Source organism: Dokdonia genika (assembly GCF_042652845.1).
Classification (GTDB): domain Bacteria; phylum Bacteroidota; class Bacteroidia; order Flavobacteriales; family Flavobacteriaceae; genus Dokdonia; species Dokdonia donghaensis.
On the sequence record NZ_JBHSHB010000009.1, the window covers coordinates 62,283 to 79,620 of the forward strand.

The following is a 17,338-nucleotide window of genomic DNA, read 5'->3' on the forward strand; positions in this document are numbered from 1 at the left end:
AGCAATGGGAAAAACACTATTTGATAAAGTCTGGGATGCACACGTGGTAGACACGGTAGATAACGGGCCACAAATCTTATATATAGACAAGCACTTGATACACGAAGTGACCAGTCCGCAGGCATTTAATGAGCTTGAGGAGCGTGGTATTCCTGTAGCGCGTCCAGATCAAATAGTTGCCACGGCAGATCATAATACCCCAACTCAAGATCAGCATTTACCTATTAGAGATGAGATGTCTCGCAAGCAATTACAACAACTCACAGAAAACTGTGAGAAACACAACATCACCCTCTACGGTCTAGGTCACAAATACAATGGCATTGTACACGTGATGGCACCAGAACTGGGCATCACACAACCAGGTATGACAATGGTTTGTGGCGATAGTCACACCTCAACACACGGAGCCTTTGGCACTATTGCCTTTGGTATCGGGACGAGCCAGGTGGGACAAGTATTTGCGAGTCAGAGCTTGTTACTTAACAAGCCTAAAAGCTTACGCGTTTCTGTAAATGGAACCCTTGCACCACACGTTTCTCCTAAGGATGTGATTTTATATATCATCTCAAAAATTGGTACAAACGCTGGTACAGGTTACTTCTGTGAGTATGCGGGTAACGTTTTTGAGGAGATGAGTATGGAAGGCCGTATGACGGTTTGTAATATGAGTATCGAGATGGGTGCTCGTGGCGGTATGATTGCCCCAGATCAAACCACTTTTGATTATGTAGAAGGACGCAAATTTGCTCCGCAGGGTGACGCTTTCGCGAAAGCGGTATCCTACTGGAAAACACTCCCTACAGATCAAGATGCCACTTTTGACAAAGAATACCACTTTGATGCCGAAGATATAGCACCTATGCTCACCTACGGCACAAACCCAGGAATGGGAATAAAAATAAACGGCGCTATACCCGAAAAAGGCGATATGACCTTTGAGAAAGCGCTGGAGTATATGAACTTCAAGGGTGGAGCACAATTACTAGACACGCCTATTAATTATGTGTTTTTAGGAAGTTGTACAAACTCAAGAATAGAAGATTTTAGAATAGCCGCATCATACGTGCGCGGAAAACATAAAGCTGCAAATGTGAACGCCTGGCTTGTACCTGGCTCACAACAAGTAGCAAAGCAACTCGAAGAAGAGGGGCTTAAAGAGGTGTTTGAAGAGGCTGGGTTTGCCTTACGGCAGCCTGGCTGTTCAGCCTGTCTAGCGATGAATGATGATAAAATTCCCGCTGGAGAGTACTGTGTTTCTACCTCAAATAGAAATTTTGAAGGTCGCCAGGGACAAGGCGCAAGGACGATTCTTGCATCCCCCCTTGTTGCTGCTGCAACCGCAATAGCTGGTAAAATAGTAGACGTCACAAAAGAAGCTGTAGCCTGATGGAAAAATTTACAAAACTCATATGCACAGCGGTACCGCTACCTATAGAAAATATAGATACAGACCAGATTATCCCTGCGCGCTTCCTGAAGGCGACAGATAAAAAAGGATTTGGCGATAACGTTTTTAGAGACTGGCGCTTTAAAAAAGATGGAACGCTGGATGCAGAGTTCCCTATTAATAAACCACAATATGCTGGAGCAAAAATTCTGGTAGCTGGAGATAACTTTGGTTGTGGGTCTAGCCGTGAGCACGCTGCTTGGGCAATTGTAGGGTATGGATTCAAAGTAGTCATCTCAAGTTTTTTTGCAGATATTTTTAAAGGTAATGCACTTAACAACGGCTTGCTTCCTATTCAGGTGACGCCGGAGTATCTTAAGGAATTACTAGCAGGTATAGAAGCAAACCCTGAGTTACCTATTACAATAGATCTAGAAAATCAGGTGGTTGAAACCGCTTTCGCGAAAGCGGAATTTGAAATAGATCCTTACAAGAAGGTTTGTATGATTAATGGATATGATGATATCGATTTTCTACTAAGTAAAAAGGCCGAAATAGAGGCCTTTGAAAAAGAACGAATGGTGTTTTAATAAAACACAATATATAAATGGTTACCAGGTCCTCGCCTACTAAGGCGGGGATTTAGTACATAATTCAAACACACACTATGGATTTTAATATTGCAATCATACCTGGAGACGGGATAGGACCAGAAGTTACTGCTCAAGCAAAAAAAGCTCTAGAGGCAGTGGCAGACGAATACGGACATCACTTTACATATACAGAAGCAATGATGGGTGCTTGCGCCATAGACGCGACGGGAAATCCGCTTCCTGAGGAAACACTAGATATTTGCGAGGCATCTGATGCTATACTGTTTGGGGCCATTGGTGATCCCAAATATGACAATGACCCAACGGCAAAAGTTCGCCCAGAGCAAGGCCTTCTGAGATTGCGTAAGTCACTAGGACTGTTTTGTAATGTACGCCCTGTAAAAGCTTATGAGCAACTTTTAGATAATTCACCTCTTAAAAGAGAGATCATTTCTGGCGCAGATATGTCTATCTATCGCGAACTCACAGGTGGTATCTATTTTGGTGAGAAACACCTTAGTGATGATGGTCAAGTAGCCTCAGACGGTTGCTCATATTCTGTAAAAGAAATTACAAGAATGGCACATCTAGCCTTTAAAGAGACTCAAAACAGACGTAAAAAATTGACGCTCGTAGATAAAGCAAACGTGCTAGAAACATCACGACTTTGGAGAAGAACAGTAACTGAGGTTGCCAAAGGATATCCTGAAGTAGAGGTAGATTTTCTCTTTGTAGACAATGCGGCAATGCAAATGATTTTAAACCCAAAGCAGTTTGACGTGATTTTGACAGAAAACTTGTTTGGTGATATTATATCTGATGAGGCAAGTGTGATAGGTGGTTCTATAGGACTTCTAGCTTCTGCCTCTGTAGGTACAGAAAATGCACTTTTTGAGCCTATACACGGCTCTTACCCGCAAGCTACTGGCAAGGGAATTGCAAATCCGCTGGCTTCTATCTTATCTGCTGCGATGTTATTGAGACATCTCGGGCTTCAAGACGAGGCAGAAAGTATAGAAACCGCTGTAGAAAAATCTTTAGAACTAGGTTTTACAACAGAAGATCTCAAACCAGAAAACCCGTTAAGCACCTCAAAAGTGGGTGACTTTATTGCAGATTATATCTTAAACCCAGAAGACACCAACCGTAATTTTAAAAATATTCACGCAGGACAAAGCACAATTATTTAATCATAGCTTATACGCTCTCGTATCCCACCACCTGCACGATGTATAATTACATCTGCCTTGCGTTTACGTGCAATACTCTTTGCTTTACGTATGGCAGTACTCTGCTTTTGATGCTTTGAAGTGATACGCTTGTTACCCTCGCGCCTTACAGCCCAGTCCCCTTCATAGGGAACTACGTGCTGATGCCAAGTACGTTTTCTACTTGCCTTGCGAGAGTTTTCATATACGCTTTCCACTATTTCTAGTAATGAACGCAAAAAGATTTTAATGCTACTCATAGTGCGAAGATACTATTTTACACAAGCTCATTATGTGTCTAAAGCCTTCCATACTCATTAAGATACCGCCTTGTCAAATTTGGCTTGTATCTTATCTAGACCTAGGTTATGTATACTTCCTAAGTGTGAGTGCTCCTTTGTATTTCCTGCTTTAAAAGAACCATTTTCTACCTGCTCCCCTATTTGCTTATATGCTTCTCTAAAAGGTACACCAGCGGTTACAAGATCATTAATAGCATCTACTGTAAAGAGGTGTTGATACTTCTCATCATCCAGATTAACATCTTGCACTTGCACCTGAGCAATAGAAAACTCAAAAATATCTAGCACTACCTTGAGATCCTCAACAGATTTAATAGCGCTCTCTTTAAGTAACTGATAATCTCTATGGTAACCACTTGGTAAATTATTTGTTATCATAATCATTTCCTGTGGGATGGCTTGTAACTGATTGCACTTACCACGCAAAAGCTCAAAAACATCTGGATTCTTTTTGTGCGGCATAATACTACTGCCTGTAGTAAGTGCATCTGGAAACTTAATGAACCCAAAATTTTGAGAGCAGTACAAACATATATCCATTGCAAAACGACTCAAGGTATTTGCAATATTTGCAACTGCTTGCGTTACCGTGCGTTCAGATTTCCCTCTTGAGAGTTGAGCCGCAATTACATTGTATTTCAAATCGGCAAATTGAAGTTGCTTGGTAGTCATCTCTCTATCGATAGGAAAACTAGATCCATATCCAGCTGCACTCCCCAGCGGATTTTGATCTACCACCTTCTGTGCTGCTTTGAGTAAGTAAAGGTCATCTATAAGTAACTCTGCATAGGCAGAAAACCAAAGCCCAAATGATGATGGCATTGCCACTTGAAGGTGTGTATATCCAGGCAGTAGGTTGTTTTTATGAGTCTCTGCAAGTTTGAGAAGTGTCTCAAACAACTTCTCTACGCCTTCAGTTATTTGAGATAATTCTGCTTTAAAATAAAGGTTTAACGCCACAAGAACTTGATCATTACGAGATCTTGCTGTGTGTATTTTTTTACCCGTATCTCCAAGTGCTTTTACAAGATCACTTTCTATCTTAGAGTGTACATCTTCAAAATCTGCTTCTATAACAAATGTTCCTTCCTGCTCTTGCTTTAGCATATGGTCTAATTGCTTATTTAACTGCTCGCTCTCCTCTTGTGTAAGCAAGCCTACAGATGCGAGCATCGTTGCGTGTGCCTTGCTGGCTAGCAAGTCATATTTAGCAATATGGATATCAATCTCACGATCATTACCCACCGTAAATGCTTCTATTTTTTGATCTGTTGGTATTCCTTTTTCCCAAAGTTTCATAGGTATCTTATTAGTAGGTTATGCTATTCACACTATTGCAACAACCCATATTATTTATGCGGTTAAAAATTTTTCTAAGAGCTCGATGTATAATGCTATCCCCTGCTCTATCTCGTGTACATAGACAAACTCATCTGCCATATGCGAGCGTGTACTGTCGCCTATACCTAGTTTTAAAGATGGACAACTCAAGCAGGCTTGATCAGATAAGGTAGGCGAACCGTAAGTTTCCCTGCCTAGTGCTATTCCTGCTTGTACGAGCTTATGCTCTTTTGGGATACGCGAACTATTTAGCCGCAATGACCTTGGTTGTATCGTGTCACACGGCACATTAGCCACCATATAATCGGCGATTTCTTGGTTGCTGTAATGCTCGTTTACTCTTACATCTATGACGAGTTCTACCTGACTAGGCACTACATTATGCTGACTACCCGCATTAATTTGAGTTACGGTAACCTTAGTGGCTCCCAGCATATCAGACACTTTTTTAAAAGTTATATTTTCAAACCACTGCAAGGTTTCTATCACATTATAAATAGCCATATTCTCCTTTATGTGAGCTGCGTGACCTGCCGTTCCTTTTACTACTGCATCAAAAACAACCAACCCTTTTTCGGCAATGGCGAGGTTCATTAATGTAGGCTCGCCTACAATGGCAACATCTATCTCAGGCAGATGCGCAAGCATACTATTAAGACCATTAGGACCACTTGACTCTTCTTCGGCAGAAGCTACAATTACAATATTATGAGACATACCCTCACGCTCATAAAAATGTACAAACGCTGTTAATAAGCCCACAAGACTTGCACCTGCATCGTTACTTCCTAGACCGTACAATTTTCCGTCCTTAATTTCGGCATTATAAGGATCTCTTGTGTATCCTTTATTTGGCTTAACCGTATCGTGGTGCGAGTTGAGAAGCAATAACGGTTTTGATGCGTCGTAATGTTTATTAAATGCGTAGATGTTGTTACGCTTTCGCGAAAGCGTAATCCCCTTCTCCTCTAACCAGTTTATGATAAGCAGAGCTGTGCCATCTTCTTCACTAGAAAAACTTTGTGTCTCAATGAGTGATTGTAGTAGTGCTACGGCGCTATCTGTTTGAGTTTTTAAAGACATAGTGTCGTGTGTTTTATAGTGTTATCGCTCAGTATATCAACCTCGCCCAGATGTACTCTCATAACGCCTTGATCGAGCGCCTCAAAGGCAGTATCTAGTTTAGGAGTCATCCCTTCAAATATTTGTCCCGCTGTTTTCATCTCTTTATAAAGCCCTTTATCTATGCGCGTTACTATCGATTCATCATTATTTACATCTTCAAGGACACCTGGTTTTGTAAAACAATAAAACAACTGAACGTTATATAAAGAGCTCATTGCTACCGCAATTTTGGCAGCGAGTGTATCTGCATTGGTGTTGAGTAATTGCCCATTACCATCGTGCGTAATTGCAGAAAATACAGGTACTTTACCGTCAGAAAGGAGGTCATTTATAAAACTCACATTCACTCTGTCTATATCTCCTACTAAACCATAATCTACCGTCGTCACTTCGCGTTTATGCGCTCTCACGGCATCACCATCTGCTCCAGAAAGTCCTATGGTGTTTTTACCTTTTGCCTGCAGGCCAGCGACAAGTTTCTTGTTGAGAAGTCCGGCATATACCATTGTCACAACCTCTAGCGTCGCCTCATCTGTCACCCTTCTCCCATCTACTTTTACTGGAACATAACCCAGCTGCTCTTGTAAAGTAGATGCTTTATTTCCTCCACCGTGTATGATAATAGCTGGACCAGAAATTGCCTTAAAATGCGTGTAAAATGAGGTGAGTAGCTCATCATAATCTACAATATCTCCACCTATTTTTACTACGGTAAGTTGCTGTTTATTTATCATTGTCCAGTATGTTTTTAAGCACCCATTGTGCAGCCCACGTTCTATTACCAGCTTGCTGGATTACAGCGCTTGACTCGGTGTCTAGCACATCATCTGCAATGACAACGTTACGGCGTACGGGTAGGCAATGCATAACTTTGGCTTGATTGGTTCCCTTAAGTTTTTCGGCATTAATCATCCAGTTACTGTCTTGCGATTGCACCTTACCATAATCTTCATAGCTGCTCCAGTTTTTCACATAAATGATATCGGCATTTGCAAAGGCTTCTTTTTGGTTATGAATCACCGGTACTTCACCACGTATTTCTGGATTGAGATCATAACCCTCAGGATTAGTAATTGTGAAATTTACATTTGCCTTTTGCATCGTCTGGATAAATGAGTTTGCAACTGCGTGTGGCAAGGCTTTAGGGTGTGGCGCCCAGGTCAACACAACATTAGGTTTTTTATTTACTGCACGTAGACTTTCGGTGAGTTCGTAAATCGTGATTGCATCTGTAAAGCCTTGTAGCGGGTGCGCCGTACTGCTCTCTAGATTTACAACTGGCACACTCCCATATTGCATAAATGCAGAAAGTACGACCTCTAGCTCATCTTGACTTTTATCTACCAGCCCTGGAAAAGCTCTCACAGCAAGTACATCACAATATTGCGATAACACCTGCGCAGCCTCTTTAATATGCTCTGCTTTTGTGCCATCCATCACAGTACCATCTTCAAACTCTAGTTGCCAGCTATCACTGTTTACATTGAGTGTCATAGTCTCCATACCCAGGTTTTTGGCAGCTTTTTCGGTGCTTAATCTTGTACGTAAGCTCGAGTTAAAAAATAGAAGACCTAAGGTTTTTTGTTTTCCCGCTTTCGCGAAAGCGTACGGATACTCCTTCATATACAGCGCTTCTTTAATCGCCATTTCTAGATTAGGGATATCATTTATAGATATGTAGTTCTTCATAACTCCTTGTGTAATGCTTCAAATAGTAAATCTATCTGTGGTTTTTGAATTGTAAGTGGTGGAAGTATTCTGAGCACGTGTTTGTTTTTTGCTCCTCCCGTAAAAATATGATACTCGTAAATTAGTTTTTTGCGCAATGCTCCTACATCGTAGCCTAAGTCTAGCCCTAGCATTAGTCCGCGACCTTTTACAGTCACCCGATTGCCAAATGCAAGTGCTTTCTCCCTAAAGTAGGTTTCCATTTCCTTTGCGTGAGACATCAAATGCTCCTTTTCAATCACCTCGAGAACCGCAAGTGTAGCAGCGCAAGCAAGATGATTACCGCCAAAGGTCGTTCCCAGCATCCCATATCGCGCCTCAATAGAGTGATGCACCAGCACACCGCCCACGGGAAAACCGTTACCCATTCCTTTTGCAATGGTGATAATATCTGGCGTGATATTATATTTCTGAAAAGCAAAAAACTCTCCAGATCTACCAAAACCAGATTGTACCTCGTCTGCAATGAGTTTTACATCATATTTTTTACAAAGCGCGGCAACATCTTGATAAAACAGCTCTGTAGATTGATCTAAACCTCCTACGCCCTGTATAAATTCTAAAATCACCGCACAGCAATCTCCTTGTTGCAAAGTTTCCTCTAGTTGCTCTGTATTACCCAAGTCAAGTATGGATACTTGGTGTTGTGCATTTATAGGCGCAACAATACTAGGATTATCGGTAGCTGCTACGGCGGCAGATGTTCTCCCGTGAAAGCTATTTTTAAACGCTACCACGCGACTTTTACCTGTGTCAAATGACGCTAGTTTTAATCCATTCTCATTTGCCTCTGCGCCAGAATTACAGAAAAACAAATCATAATCTTCACAACCAGAAAGTGCTCCTAATTTCTGAGCAACCTCCACCTGCAGCGGATTATGAACTGCATTAGAATAAAACCCTATGGCTTCCATCTGTGTTTTTAATTTCTTTATATAATGAGGATGTCCGTGACCTATAGAGATCACAGCGTGACCGCCATATAAATCAAGATACTCTTGACCACTTTGATCATAAACATAGCATCCCTCTGCCTTAACAGGAGTAACATCATAAAGCGGATATACATCAAATAATTTCATACTCTTTATTTTTAAGCACTATGAGATGCTATTAATTTTTTGATAACTAGCCACGATTCCCTTTATGAGAGAAGAGCTCAAACCTGAATGTTCCATCTCATTGAGACCTTCTATTGTGCAGCCTTTTGGCGTGGTTACTTTATCAATTTCTGCTTCTGGATGGTTACCAGATTTAATAACCAGAGTGGCAGCTCCTAGACAAGTTTGCATAGAAAGTTCTTGCGCTTCTTTTGCGTCAAAACCTAGCTGTATGGCACCCTGCGTAGTTGCCCTAATCAATCGCATCCAGAAAGCAATACCACTCGCACAGATAACCGTTGCAGCTTGCATCTGTCCTTCTGGAATAATAAGACTTGTGCCTAGTTTATTAAAAATGGCTTCGGCTATGGCAATGCGCTTTTCGCCTGCTGTATTGCTGCATAAACAAGTCATACTTTGCCCTACAGCAATAGCGGTGTTGGGCATTGCGCGTATAATAAATTGATCGTCTCCTACAATCTCAGCGATTTGTGGCACTTTGAAACCAGTTATTGTAGAGATAATAATGTGTTTCTCTGTAAGTAATTCTTTAATATCTTCAAGTATACCTGCAAAATGACCTGGCTGTACTGCAAAAATGAGAATGTCACTTTTTACAACAGCCTCACGGTTATCACTCGTCGTTGTTACTTCCTTGTAGGCATCCCATTTTTCGATACTAGAAATATCTCTTTTAGTAAGATATAAGCTAGTCACCGCATTATTTGTGATGAATCCTTTTGCGATGGCAAGACCTAAATTTCCCGTTCCTATGATTGCTATTTTCATATGTCTATATCTTAACTTTTAGAAATAACTTGCTTTGAGTTGGAGCCCCGTATCTTGAACCCAACCAAACATTAGATTCATATTTTCTACAGCTTGACCACTTGCTCCTTTTAAGAGATTATCAATCACACTAGTAATCAACAATTTATTACCGTGTTTTTCTAAGTGTATAAAGCCGTAGTTTGTGTTTACCACTTGTTTGAGGTGTAAAGGTGCTTTTACCGCTTTCGCGAAAGCGGAGTCCTTATAAAAATCCTCATAAAGCGCATATGCCTCTTCAATCGTACCCTCATAAAATGTGTAGGCAGTTGCGAAAATCCCTCTAGAAAAATTACCACGCTGCGGAATAAAATGAAGTTCGCTATCAAAACCTTCTTGCAACTGAACGACAGACTCTCCTATCTCCCCAAGATGCTGATGATTAAAAGCCTTGTAGTGTGAGAAGTTATTATCTCTCCACCCAAAATGCGTAGTAGCACTAGGCTTAACTCCCGCTCCCGTAGCGCCTGTTACGGCATTAATATGCACATCTTGGTTGAGTAAAGAAGCGCTCGCCAGCGGCAATATCGCTAGTTGTATTGCAGTGGCAAAGCATCCAGGGTTTGCAATGTTTTGCGCGTTTTTAATTTTCTCTTTATTGATTTCTGGCAAGCCGTATACAAATGTTCTATCCTTAAAAGTGACATCACTTTTGAGTCTAAACTCATTACTCAAATCAATGATCTTCGTACTTGAAGAAAAGCGATATAGCTCTAAAAATTTACCAGAATTACCGTGCCCTAGACATAAAAAAACTACATCTACCTTTGTGTTTACCTCACTTGTAAAAGCGAGATCTACATAAGCAAGATCTTGATGCACCACGCCTACTGCATTACCAGCATTACTAGTACTGTATATAAAATCTATCTCTACTTCTGGGTGATGAATAAGCAGTCTAATGAGCTCCCCAGCAGTATAACCTGCACCACCTATGATTCCTATTTTTTTCATTTGTTTTGGTTTGCTATGATTCTAGACTGATTACCTAATATTTTTATAAACCCTTTTGCTTCGGCGGCGGTCCATCCTTGGTTTTCTTCTCCATAACTCGCTACCTTAGATTGCATAAGGTCATAATCTGATGTGATGCCTACTACCTCAAATCTATATGGATGTAATACTACTTCTACTTCTCCAGTCACCGTATTCTGGCTGCTCTGTAAAAAAGCTTCAAAATCTCTCATTACAGGCTCTAGGTATAATCCCTCGTGTAAGTGAGTTCCATACCACAACGCGATGTTTTCTTTGTGTTGTAATTGCCATTTTGAAAGTGTGTGTTTTTCAAGAGTACGATGTGCTTCTAGTATAATTATAGGAGCTGCAGCTTCAAAACCTACTCTTCCCTTTATACCAATAATGGTGTCTCCCACGTGCATCCCGCGACCTATGGCATACTTGCTTGCGATGTCTTCTAGTTGCTCTATAATCTCTACTGGTGAACCTTGCTTTCCATTAAGCGAAGTAGGTTCCCCTTGTGTGAATCCAATCTTTAAGGTTTGCGAATCGCTAGCCTCTAGCTGACTAGGATATGCATCCTCAGGTAGTGTTTGATGTGAGGTTAGGGTTTGTGCACCTCCTACACTTGTACCCCACAAACCTTGATTTATAGAGTACTGTGCCTTCTCCCAAGACCAAGAAATACCGTGACTCTGTAAGTAATCGATTTCCTGCTTTCGCGAAAGCGTTTGATCTCTTATCGGCGTTATTATTTCTAACTCTGGCACAATGGTCTGAAACGTCATATCAAAACGCACCTGATCGTTACCTGCACCTGTACTACCGTGAGCAATAGCATCTGCATTTTGAGCTTTGGCAAATTTTGCAATCTCTATGGCTTGCACGATACGTTCTGCACTTACAGAAAGTGGGTAACTGTTGTTCTTAAGTACATTACCAAAGATGAGATACTTCACCACCGTATCATAAAAAGTAGCTATGGCATCTATGTTTGTATATGATGTAGCTCCTAGTGCAAGCGCTTTCTCTTTATTATTTGCGATTTCTTGATCTGTAAATCCACCTGTATTTACACTTACAGCGTGTACTTCATACCCCATTTCTGCAGTGAAATATTTTACACAATAGCTTGTATCGAGTCCTCCTGAGTATGCTAAGATTAATTTTTTCATTACTTATTTTTTTTGAGGAATAGCTTTTCCTTTATTTGTTTCAGCCTGTTAAAAACAGGTGGTTTTACAGTATTTTTTTCTGTGGATTTTGATTCTTTTGATGGGTCATAGAGCATACCCGTGCATAAGCACATCTTTTGCTCTGTACGTGTGAGCACGTCAAAGTTCTTGCAGGTCTGGCAACCTTTCCAGAAGCTTTCATCTGTTGTGAGTTCAGAAAACGTGACGGGTTTATAACCTAGATCACTATTAATCTTCATCACGGCAAGACCCGTAGTGATTCCGAAGATTTTTGCATCTGGGTAACGCTTTCGCGAAAGCGTAAATATCTCTTCTTTAATTTTTTTGGCAAGTCCCTTTCCTCTGAAGTCTGGGTGAACAATAAGTCCAGAGTTGGCAATAAATTTCTCGTGTCCCCAGGCTTCTATATAACAGAAGCCCGCAAAAACGTCACCCTCTAAAGCAATGACAGCATTACCTGCTTCCATCTTTGAGATGACATATTCTGGAGTTCTACGAGCGATTCCTGTACCACGTACCTTAGATGACTCTGCGATGGTATCACAGATAATCTGAGCATATGGTGTGTGCGAAATCGTGGCTACAACAATTTGCATAGCGATGATTTAAGTTAAAATGTATATTGAAAATGTGACGGTTCCTTTTATGGAAAACGGGATAGGACTCACCTACCATCCCTCATTAATGAGCTACCCTTACGGGCGGCGGCGGAAGCGTCGTACAGGAACAGGAAGTAATTGCATAGCAGGTCTTGCAGCAAGAAGTGCTGTAAGGCTATTTGAGATATGTGCAATTATTCTGTTCATAATAATGGTTCAAAGGTAGTAACTTATTTGAGCTAGCAATACACTTTTAGAATTAATTATGTGAAAACTACCTTTTTTATATAATTAAATAAGATTTTTAGACTTTGCTATAAGAATCTTAATTAATGGGTTTTAGATTGTGAAATGCTCAACATTAGGGGTTTAAAACAAAAGAGGCTAGCGCATAATGCCCTAGCCTCTTTATAAAAATAATAACTAAATCTTACAGTTACTTTGCAATATTGACCGCTCTGGTCTCTCGTATTACGGTAACTTTTACTTGACCTGGGTAGGTCATATCTGTTTGAATTTTTTGCGAAATCTCAAAAGATAACGATGAAGCTTTATCATCATTAACCTTCTCACTCTCTACAATAACACGCAGTTCACGTCCTGCTTGAATAGCATAAGCCTTCTTCACACCTTGGAATCCGAAAGCTATTTCCTCAAGATCTTTAAGACGTTGTATATATGAATCTAATACCTGACGGCGTGCACCTGGTCTCGCTCCACTTATCGCATCACAAACCTGTACAATAGGAGAAAGCAAACTTGTCATCTCAATCTCATCGTGGTGAGCACCTATGGCGTTACAGACGTCTGGCTTCTCTCCATACTTTTCTGCCCATTGCATTCCTAAGATTGCGTGTGGTGTTTCTGTCTCTGTATCTGTATCTGGCACTTTACCTATATCGTGCAGAAGTCCAGCTCTACGAGCAAGTTTTGCATTTACGCCTAACTCTGCTGCCATCACACTACAAAGTTTTGCAACTTCTCTACTGTGTTGTAGTAGGTTTTGACCATAAGAAGAACGGTACTTCATACGTCCTACCGCTTTAATAAGCTCTGGGTGTAAACCGTGTATACCTAAGTCGATTACTGTACGCTTTCCTACTTCTACAATCTCCTGCTCAATTTGTCTCGTTGTTTTCTGTACAACTTCTTCAATTCTTGCTGGGTGTATACGACCATCTGTTACAAGTTTGTGTAATGACAAACGAGCTACCTCACGACGTACACTGTCAAAACAAGAAAGTATAATTGCCTCTGGAGTATCATCTACAATAATCTCAACACCTGTTGCTGCTTCAATAGCACGTATATTACGACCTTCTCTACCTATAATTCTTCCTTTTACATCATCACTTTCAAGGTTAAAAACAGATACACAATTTTCTACTGCTTCTTCTGTTCCTATGCGTTGTATGGTATTAATGATAATTTTTTTGGCCTCTTGCTCTGCAGTCATTTTTGCCTCTTCGATAGAAGTTTGCACGTGCTTCATAGCATCTGCCTTGGCTTGGTCTTTCAGAGTTGTTACAAGTTGACTTTTTGCTTCTTCGGCAGACAGTCCTGAGATTACCTCAAGTTGCTGTACCGTACTCTGGTGCATTTTTTCAGCTTCGGCTTTTTTCTTATCGACGTATTCTAAGCGCTTATCATAATCTTTAATTCTATCTTCTAGAGATTGATTTAATTTTTTATTTCGCGAAAGCTCACCACTTACTTGAGATTCTTTGTCACGAGTGCGCTTCTCGGCCTCGTTCATTTTTTTATCTCTTCCTAAGATTACTTTTTCGTGCTCTGCTTTAAGCTCGATAAATTTTTCTTTGGCTTGAAGTATTTTGTCTTTTTTGATAGACTCGCCCTCAGATTTAGCTTCTTTTAAGATGCCCTGAGCACTTTTCTTTGCGCGTTTAATGATTTGTGATGCATTGTTACGTTCTAACATTTTTGCAATAAGAAATCCTAGTGCAAGAGCAATCACACCTACTATAAACAAGAGTGCGTTATGTTCCATAATTTTGACTTAATATTATAATGCCTTTACAGGCGCTACTGATGGTTGATTGTTAAGGTTTTTAAAAACCTCACTACCTCGCTATGAGATATAAAAAAAGCCCACATTGATAGTGCATTTCGTATAAACTCCTAATAGTAAGGATTAGAGCTATAAAGCTGATCAAGGTTCCGTCTACCTAGAACAAGTCTAGTAACGGCGTGCTTTTACAACTTAGAGTCACTCTTTATAAAAAATAACTGTTGAGTTTATCAAAATAATAATCAATGCAGGCAGTAATATGCTGTTGTATGTAAAGAACGTTATGACAAACTATCATCAAGGAGGTCTGCCAGCTTTTGTAATCTAGCCGCAGTTTCCTCACTTAGTGAGTCTTCACTTATAGTTTTTTGGGTAACCTGAGATGCAAATTGAAGTGCACACATTGCGAGTACATCCTGTTTATCTCTAACGGCATAGCTTTGCTCAAATTGCTTGACCATTGCCTCAATCTCTTTTGTTGCTTTACGCAATCCCTCTTCTTGAGAAGGATGAATCGTGAGTGGGTACACACGATCTGCTATAGACAACTTGATTTTGAGCTTGTCTGCCATAATTTATTATTCTGCAAGCGATGCAATACAAGCATCTATCTCACGCACTAAAGAGTTTATCTTTAGCTTGGTTTCCCTTTTATAATCGTTACTGCCTAGTAATGCATTTGCGGTTTTGAGAGTCTTTATCTTCTGCTCACGATTTTCTAACACCTCTTTTAGTTTTAGATTTTCTTGTTGCAATGCGGTAAGTTCTGTTTCCAGTTCTACCCGCGTTTGCTTCACATCTTTGTATTGTTTCAACAAAGCAGCGATTTTGTACTCAAGAGAATCTACAACTTCAGAAAGACTACTCATAAAACATCTGCATTTCTACGTAACACAAAGTTAACATTTGAAAAATAGCCGTGCAATGGATAGTCGTTAAAATTTAAAAGTCACAATTTGTGGTAGTAAATCAATACTTTTTAATGACAAATTTTCTTTTTTACGCTTTCGCGAAAGCGTAATCACACCCCATATTATGCTAATAACAATTATCAAAATTATATACTAGTCGTATCAAACTCTTAGTAATATGGATACGCATAAACTTAATAACAAATGTTCTTGTGGGGCATAATACCTATTTTTGTAAAAACCATTTACCTACTGTGACTTTTACAAAAACAACCGAAACGGATTCTCGCTACGACAATTTAGAACATATGAGCACCTCAGAGTTGCTCATTAATATCAATACAGAAGATAAAACGGTACCGCTTGCAGTTGAAAAAGCGCTACCTCAAATTGAAAAACTTATAGAAGCGATTGTTCTCAAAATGAAAAGAGGAGGACGTCTTTTTTATATGGGAGCAGGCACTAGCGGAAGACTAGGAGTAGTAGATGCCAGCGAGTGTCCACCTACATTTGGTGTAAGTAAAGATCTAGTAGTAGGCATAATTGCGGGTGGTGACAAAGCTATAAGAGATGCTGTCGAGTTTGCCGAAGATAGCATAAATCAAGGATGGAATGACCTTAAGTCACACAATATAACAAGCGATGATGTGGTAATAGGTATTGCCGCATCTGGCACCACACCTTACGTAATAGCCGCTCTTGAAGCGTGTAATGCAAATACTATTACAACAGGTTGTATCACTTGCAATGCCGGGAGTCCTCTTGCACAAACGGCTCTTTATCCTATAGAAGTAGTTGTAGGACCCGAGTTTGTAACAGGCAGTTCACGTATGAAAGCAGGTACGGCACAAAAACTTGTGCTGAATATGATCTCAACAGCTTCGATGATTAAAATGGGTCACGTTAAAGGTAATAAGATGGTGGATATGCAGCTTAGCAATGATAAGCTAGTAGATCGCGGCACAAAAATGATTGCAAACCACTTGAAAATAGACTACAACGAGGCCAATAGATTACTAACAGCACACGGGAGCGTGCGCAAAGCGATAGACAACTATGCACACAAATAAAGAAAAATTACTAAAAGGTGTTAAGCTTATGGGCGGTACACTACTACTTCTCATTACAGCTCCTATTGTTCTCAACTCTTCGTTTAAGAATCAAGACCACCCTATGTTTATACCCGTATTAGGAATAGGTATAGTTCTACTGGTTGCAGCGATTTATTTTGGTTTCAAAGGAATACGCACTCTTATGAGAGCACTCTTTAATGATTAGTTACCAAAGTACAATCTATAAACTTATTATATACCCTCTCTTTTTGGTACTGGCGTAGAAGGATTATAACCGAACCCGGGAATTTCTATTTCAACATTAAGCGATTGCATCATATAACTTATAATAGCATAGTGATGCGTTGCGTGTGTATTTGCTTGAGCGAGTATACTCTCTAGTGTATACATAATAGTTTCCTTGCCTTCTCCTAGATTATCTGTCACCTTAAGTAGGTAATCTGTATTTACTCCTATAAAAGACACTAACTGCGTCTGTATAGCGTTTATCTTTTTCTTAGCTGCGGCAGGATTTTTTGAAATTTCCTCATCACGCTTGCGTGCTGTAAGATCAATATTATTTGATTGAAGACCTTCGATAATACAATCAAAAAAGTCTAGTGCGTGACGTATATGAGAGCCTATACTGCTATAATAAGGACCAATAGAGGCATCTGTATATGTTTCGGGAGATATGCTATCTATAAGCGATATAGCATTGCCTAAATTATTGTTTATTGTGCGTACAATTTCCTTTCTCATAGTAAAGCCTTTTACCAAATATAATATATAAGAACTTTATAGTCGGCACATAGAAATTTACATTACAATAAATGAAGACTTTAAAGAGGTTTCCTTGATTTTCTTGCATAAAAAAAGCTCCAACACATTTCTGTACTGGAGCTTAAAAAGGCGGCGACCTACTCTCCCACGAGTGCAGTACCATCGGCGCTGGCGGGCTTAACTTCTCTGTTCGGAA

General features: G+C 40.1%; 19 protein-coding genes and 1 rRNA gene. 5 read left to right on the top strand and 15 right to left on the bottom strand.

The window, feature by feature from the left end; all coding sequences use genetic code 11:
* Nucleotides 1-4: 4 nt before the first annotated feature.
* From leuC to leuB, 3 genes are all read left to right on the top strand, one after another.
* Entirely contained in the window at nt 5-1,390 is a 1,386-nt protein-coding gene (gene leuC, locus ACFO5T_RS06755) for a 3-isopropylmalate dehydratase large subunit (protein ID WP_380033084.1), read from the top strand.
* A complete protein-coding gene (gene leuD, locus ACFO5T_RS06760) occupies nt 1,390-1,980 on the top strand; it encodes a 3-isopropylmalate dehydratase small subunit (RefSeq protein WP_380033086.1) in 591 nt (196 codons plus the stop codon). The genes leuC and leuD overlap by 1 nt, the downstream gene beginning before the upstream one ends.
* Nucleotides 1,981-2,057: 77 nt before the next feature.
* Complete coding sequence (leuB, locus tag ACFO5T_RS06765) at nt 2,058-3,173, top strand: 3-isopropylmalate dehydrogenase (RefSeq protein ID WP_380033088.1); 1,116 nt, start codon at nt 2,058-2,060, stop codon at nt 3,171-3,173.
* Here leuB and ACFO5T_RS06770 read toward each other — a convergent pair.
* From ACFO5T_RS06770 to ACFO5T_RS06835, 13 genes are all read right to left on the bottom strand, one after another.
* Nucleotides 3,170-3,451, bottom strand: coding sequence for a DUF2188 domain-containing protein (locus ACFO5T_RS06770; RefSeq protein WP_380033090.1), 282 nt, complete (start codon nt 3,449-3,451; stop codon nt 3,170-3,172). The genes leuB and ACFO5T_RS06770 overlap by 4 nt on opposite strands.
* Before the next feature lie 57 nt (nt 3,452-3,508).
* Nucleotides 3,509-4,792 (bottom strand): argininosuccinate lyase, encoded by a 1,284-nt coding sequence (argH, locus tag ACFO5T_RS06775; protein ID WP_380033091.1) that lies wholly within the window; start codon nt 4,790-4,792, stop codon nt 3,509-3,511.
* Between the two features lie 54 nt (nt 4,793-4,846).
* On the bottom strand, nt 4,847-5,917 hold the full coding sequence (locus ACFO5T_RS06780; RefSeq protein ID WP_380033093.1) for a M20 family metallo-hydrolase: 1,071 nt from the start codon (nt 5,915-5,917) through the stop codon (nt 4,847-4,849).
* On the bottom strand, nt 5,908-6,693 hold the full coding sequence (argB, locus tag ACFO5T_RS06785; RefSeq protein WP_380033095.1) for an acetylglutamate kinase: 786 nt from the start codon (nt 6,691-6,693) through the stop codon (nt 5,908-5,910). Before argB ends, ACFO5T_RS06780 begins: the two co-directional genes overlap by 10 nt.
* The gene (locus ACFO5T_RS06790; protein ID WP_380033098.1) at nt 6,683-7,648 is read right to left on the bottom strand and encodes an N-acetylornithine carbamoyltransferase; all 966 of its coding nucleotides are present in this window, start codon (nt 7,646-7,648) and stop codon (nt 6,683-6,685) included. Before ACFO5T_RS06790 ends, argB begins: the two co-directional genes overlap by 11 nt.
* Nucleotides 7,645-8,769: an aspartate aminotransferase family protein gene (locus tag ACFO5T_RS06795; RefSeq protein ID WP_380033100.1), complete on the bottom strand. Its 1,125-nt coding sequence runs from the start codon at nt 8,767-8,769 to the stop codon at nt 7,645-7,647. Before ACFO5T_RS06795 ends, ACFO5T_RS06790 begins: the two co-directional genes overlap by 4 nt.
* Before the next feature lie 18 nt (nt 8,770-8,787).
* Entirely contained in the window at nt 8,788-9,576 is a 789-nt protein-coding gene (gene proC, locus ACFO5T_RS06800; protein ID WP_380033102.1) for a pyrroline-5-carboxylate reductase, read from the bottom strand.
* 18 nt (nt 9,577-9,594) lie between these two features.
* A complete protein-coding gene (gene argC, locus ACFO5T_RS06805; protein ID WP_380033104.1) occupies nt 9,595-10,569 on the bottom strand; it encodes an N-acetyl-gamma-glutamyl-phosphate reductase in 975 nt (324 codons plus the stop codon).
* Nucleotides 10,566-11,747: an argininosuccinate synthase gene (gene argG, locus ACFO5T_RS06810; protein WP_035336342.1), complete on the bottom strand. Its 1,182-nt coding sequence runs from the start codon at nt 11,745-11,747 to the stop codon at nt 10,566-10,568. Before argG ends, argC begins: the two co-directional genes overlap by 4 nt.
* Entirely contained in the window at nt 11,747-12,364 is a 618-nt protein-coding gene (locus ACFO5T_RS06815; RefSeq protein ID WP_380033107.1) for a GNAT family N-acetyltransferase, read from the bottom strand. The genes argG and ACFO5T_RS06815 overlap by 1 nt, the downstream gene beginning before the upstream one ends.
* 439 nt (nt 12,365-12,803) lie before the next feature.
* On the bottom strand, nt 12,804-14,375 hold the full coding sequence (gene rny, locus ACFO5T_RS06820) for a ribonuclease Y (RefSeq protein WP_380033109.1): 1,572 nt from the start codon (nt 14,373-14,375) through the stop codon (nt 12,804-12,806).
* Between the two features lie 302 nt (nt 14,376-14,677).
* Nucleotides 14,678-14,968 carry a cell division protein ZapA gene (locus tag ACFO5T_RS06830; RefSeq protein ID WP_035327370.1) on the bottom strand — a complete coding sequence of 97 codons (291 nt, stop codon included), beginning with the start codon at nt 14,966-14,968 and terminating at the stop codon, nt 14,678-14,680.
* A gap of 6 nt (nt 14,969-14,974) precedes the next feature.
* Nucleotides 14,975-15,265 (bottom strand): hypothetical protein, encoded by a 291-nt coding sequence (locus tag ACFO5T_RS06835; RefSeq protein ID WP_035327369.1) that lies wholly within the window; start codon nt 15,263-15,265, stop codon nt 14,975-14,977.
* 296 nt (nt 15,266-15,561) lie between these two features.
* Between ACFO5T_RS06835 and murQ the strand changes: the two genes are divergently transcribed.
* Complete coding sequence (gene murQ / locus ACFO5T_RS06840) at nt 15,562-16,377, top strand: N-acetylmuramic acid 6-phosphate etherase (protein ID WP_380033112.1); 816 nt, start codon at nt 15,562-15,564, stop codon at nt 16,375-16,377.
* On the top strand, nt 16,364-16,585 hold the full coding sequence (locus tag ACFO5T_RS06845; protein ID WP_380033114.1) for a DUF6095 family protein: 222 nt from the start codon (nt 16,364-16,366) through the stop codon (nt 16,583-16,585). Before murQ ends, ACFO5T_RS06845 begins: the two co-directional genes overlap by 14 nt.
* 26 nt (nt 16,586-16,611) lie before the next feature.
* On the opposite strand, the gene ACFO5T_RS06850 is transcribed toward ACFO5T_RS06845, so the two are convergent.
* Nucleotides 16,612-17,121 (bottom strand): DinB family protein, encoded by a 510-nt coding sequence (locus ACFO5T_RS06850; RefSeq protein WP_380033116.1) that lies wholly within the window; start codon nt 17,119-17,121, stop codon nt 16,612-16,614.
* A 145-nt stretch (nt 17,122-17,266) separates the two neighbouring features.
* Nucleotides 17,267-17,338 (bottom strand): 5S ribosomal RNA (rrf, locus tag ACFO5T_RS15155); the annotation flags it as partial.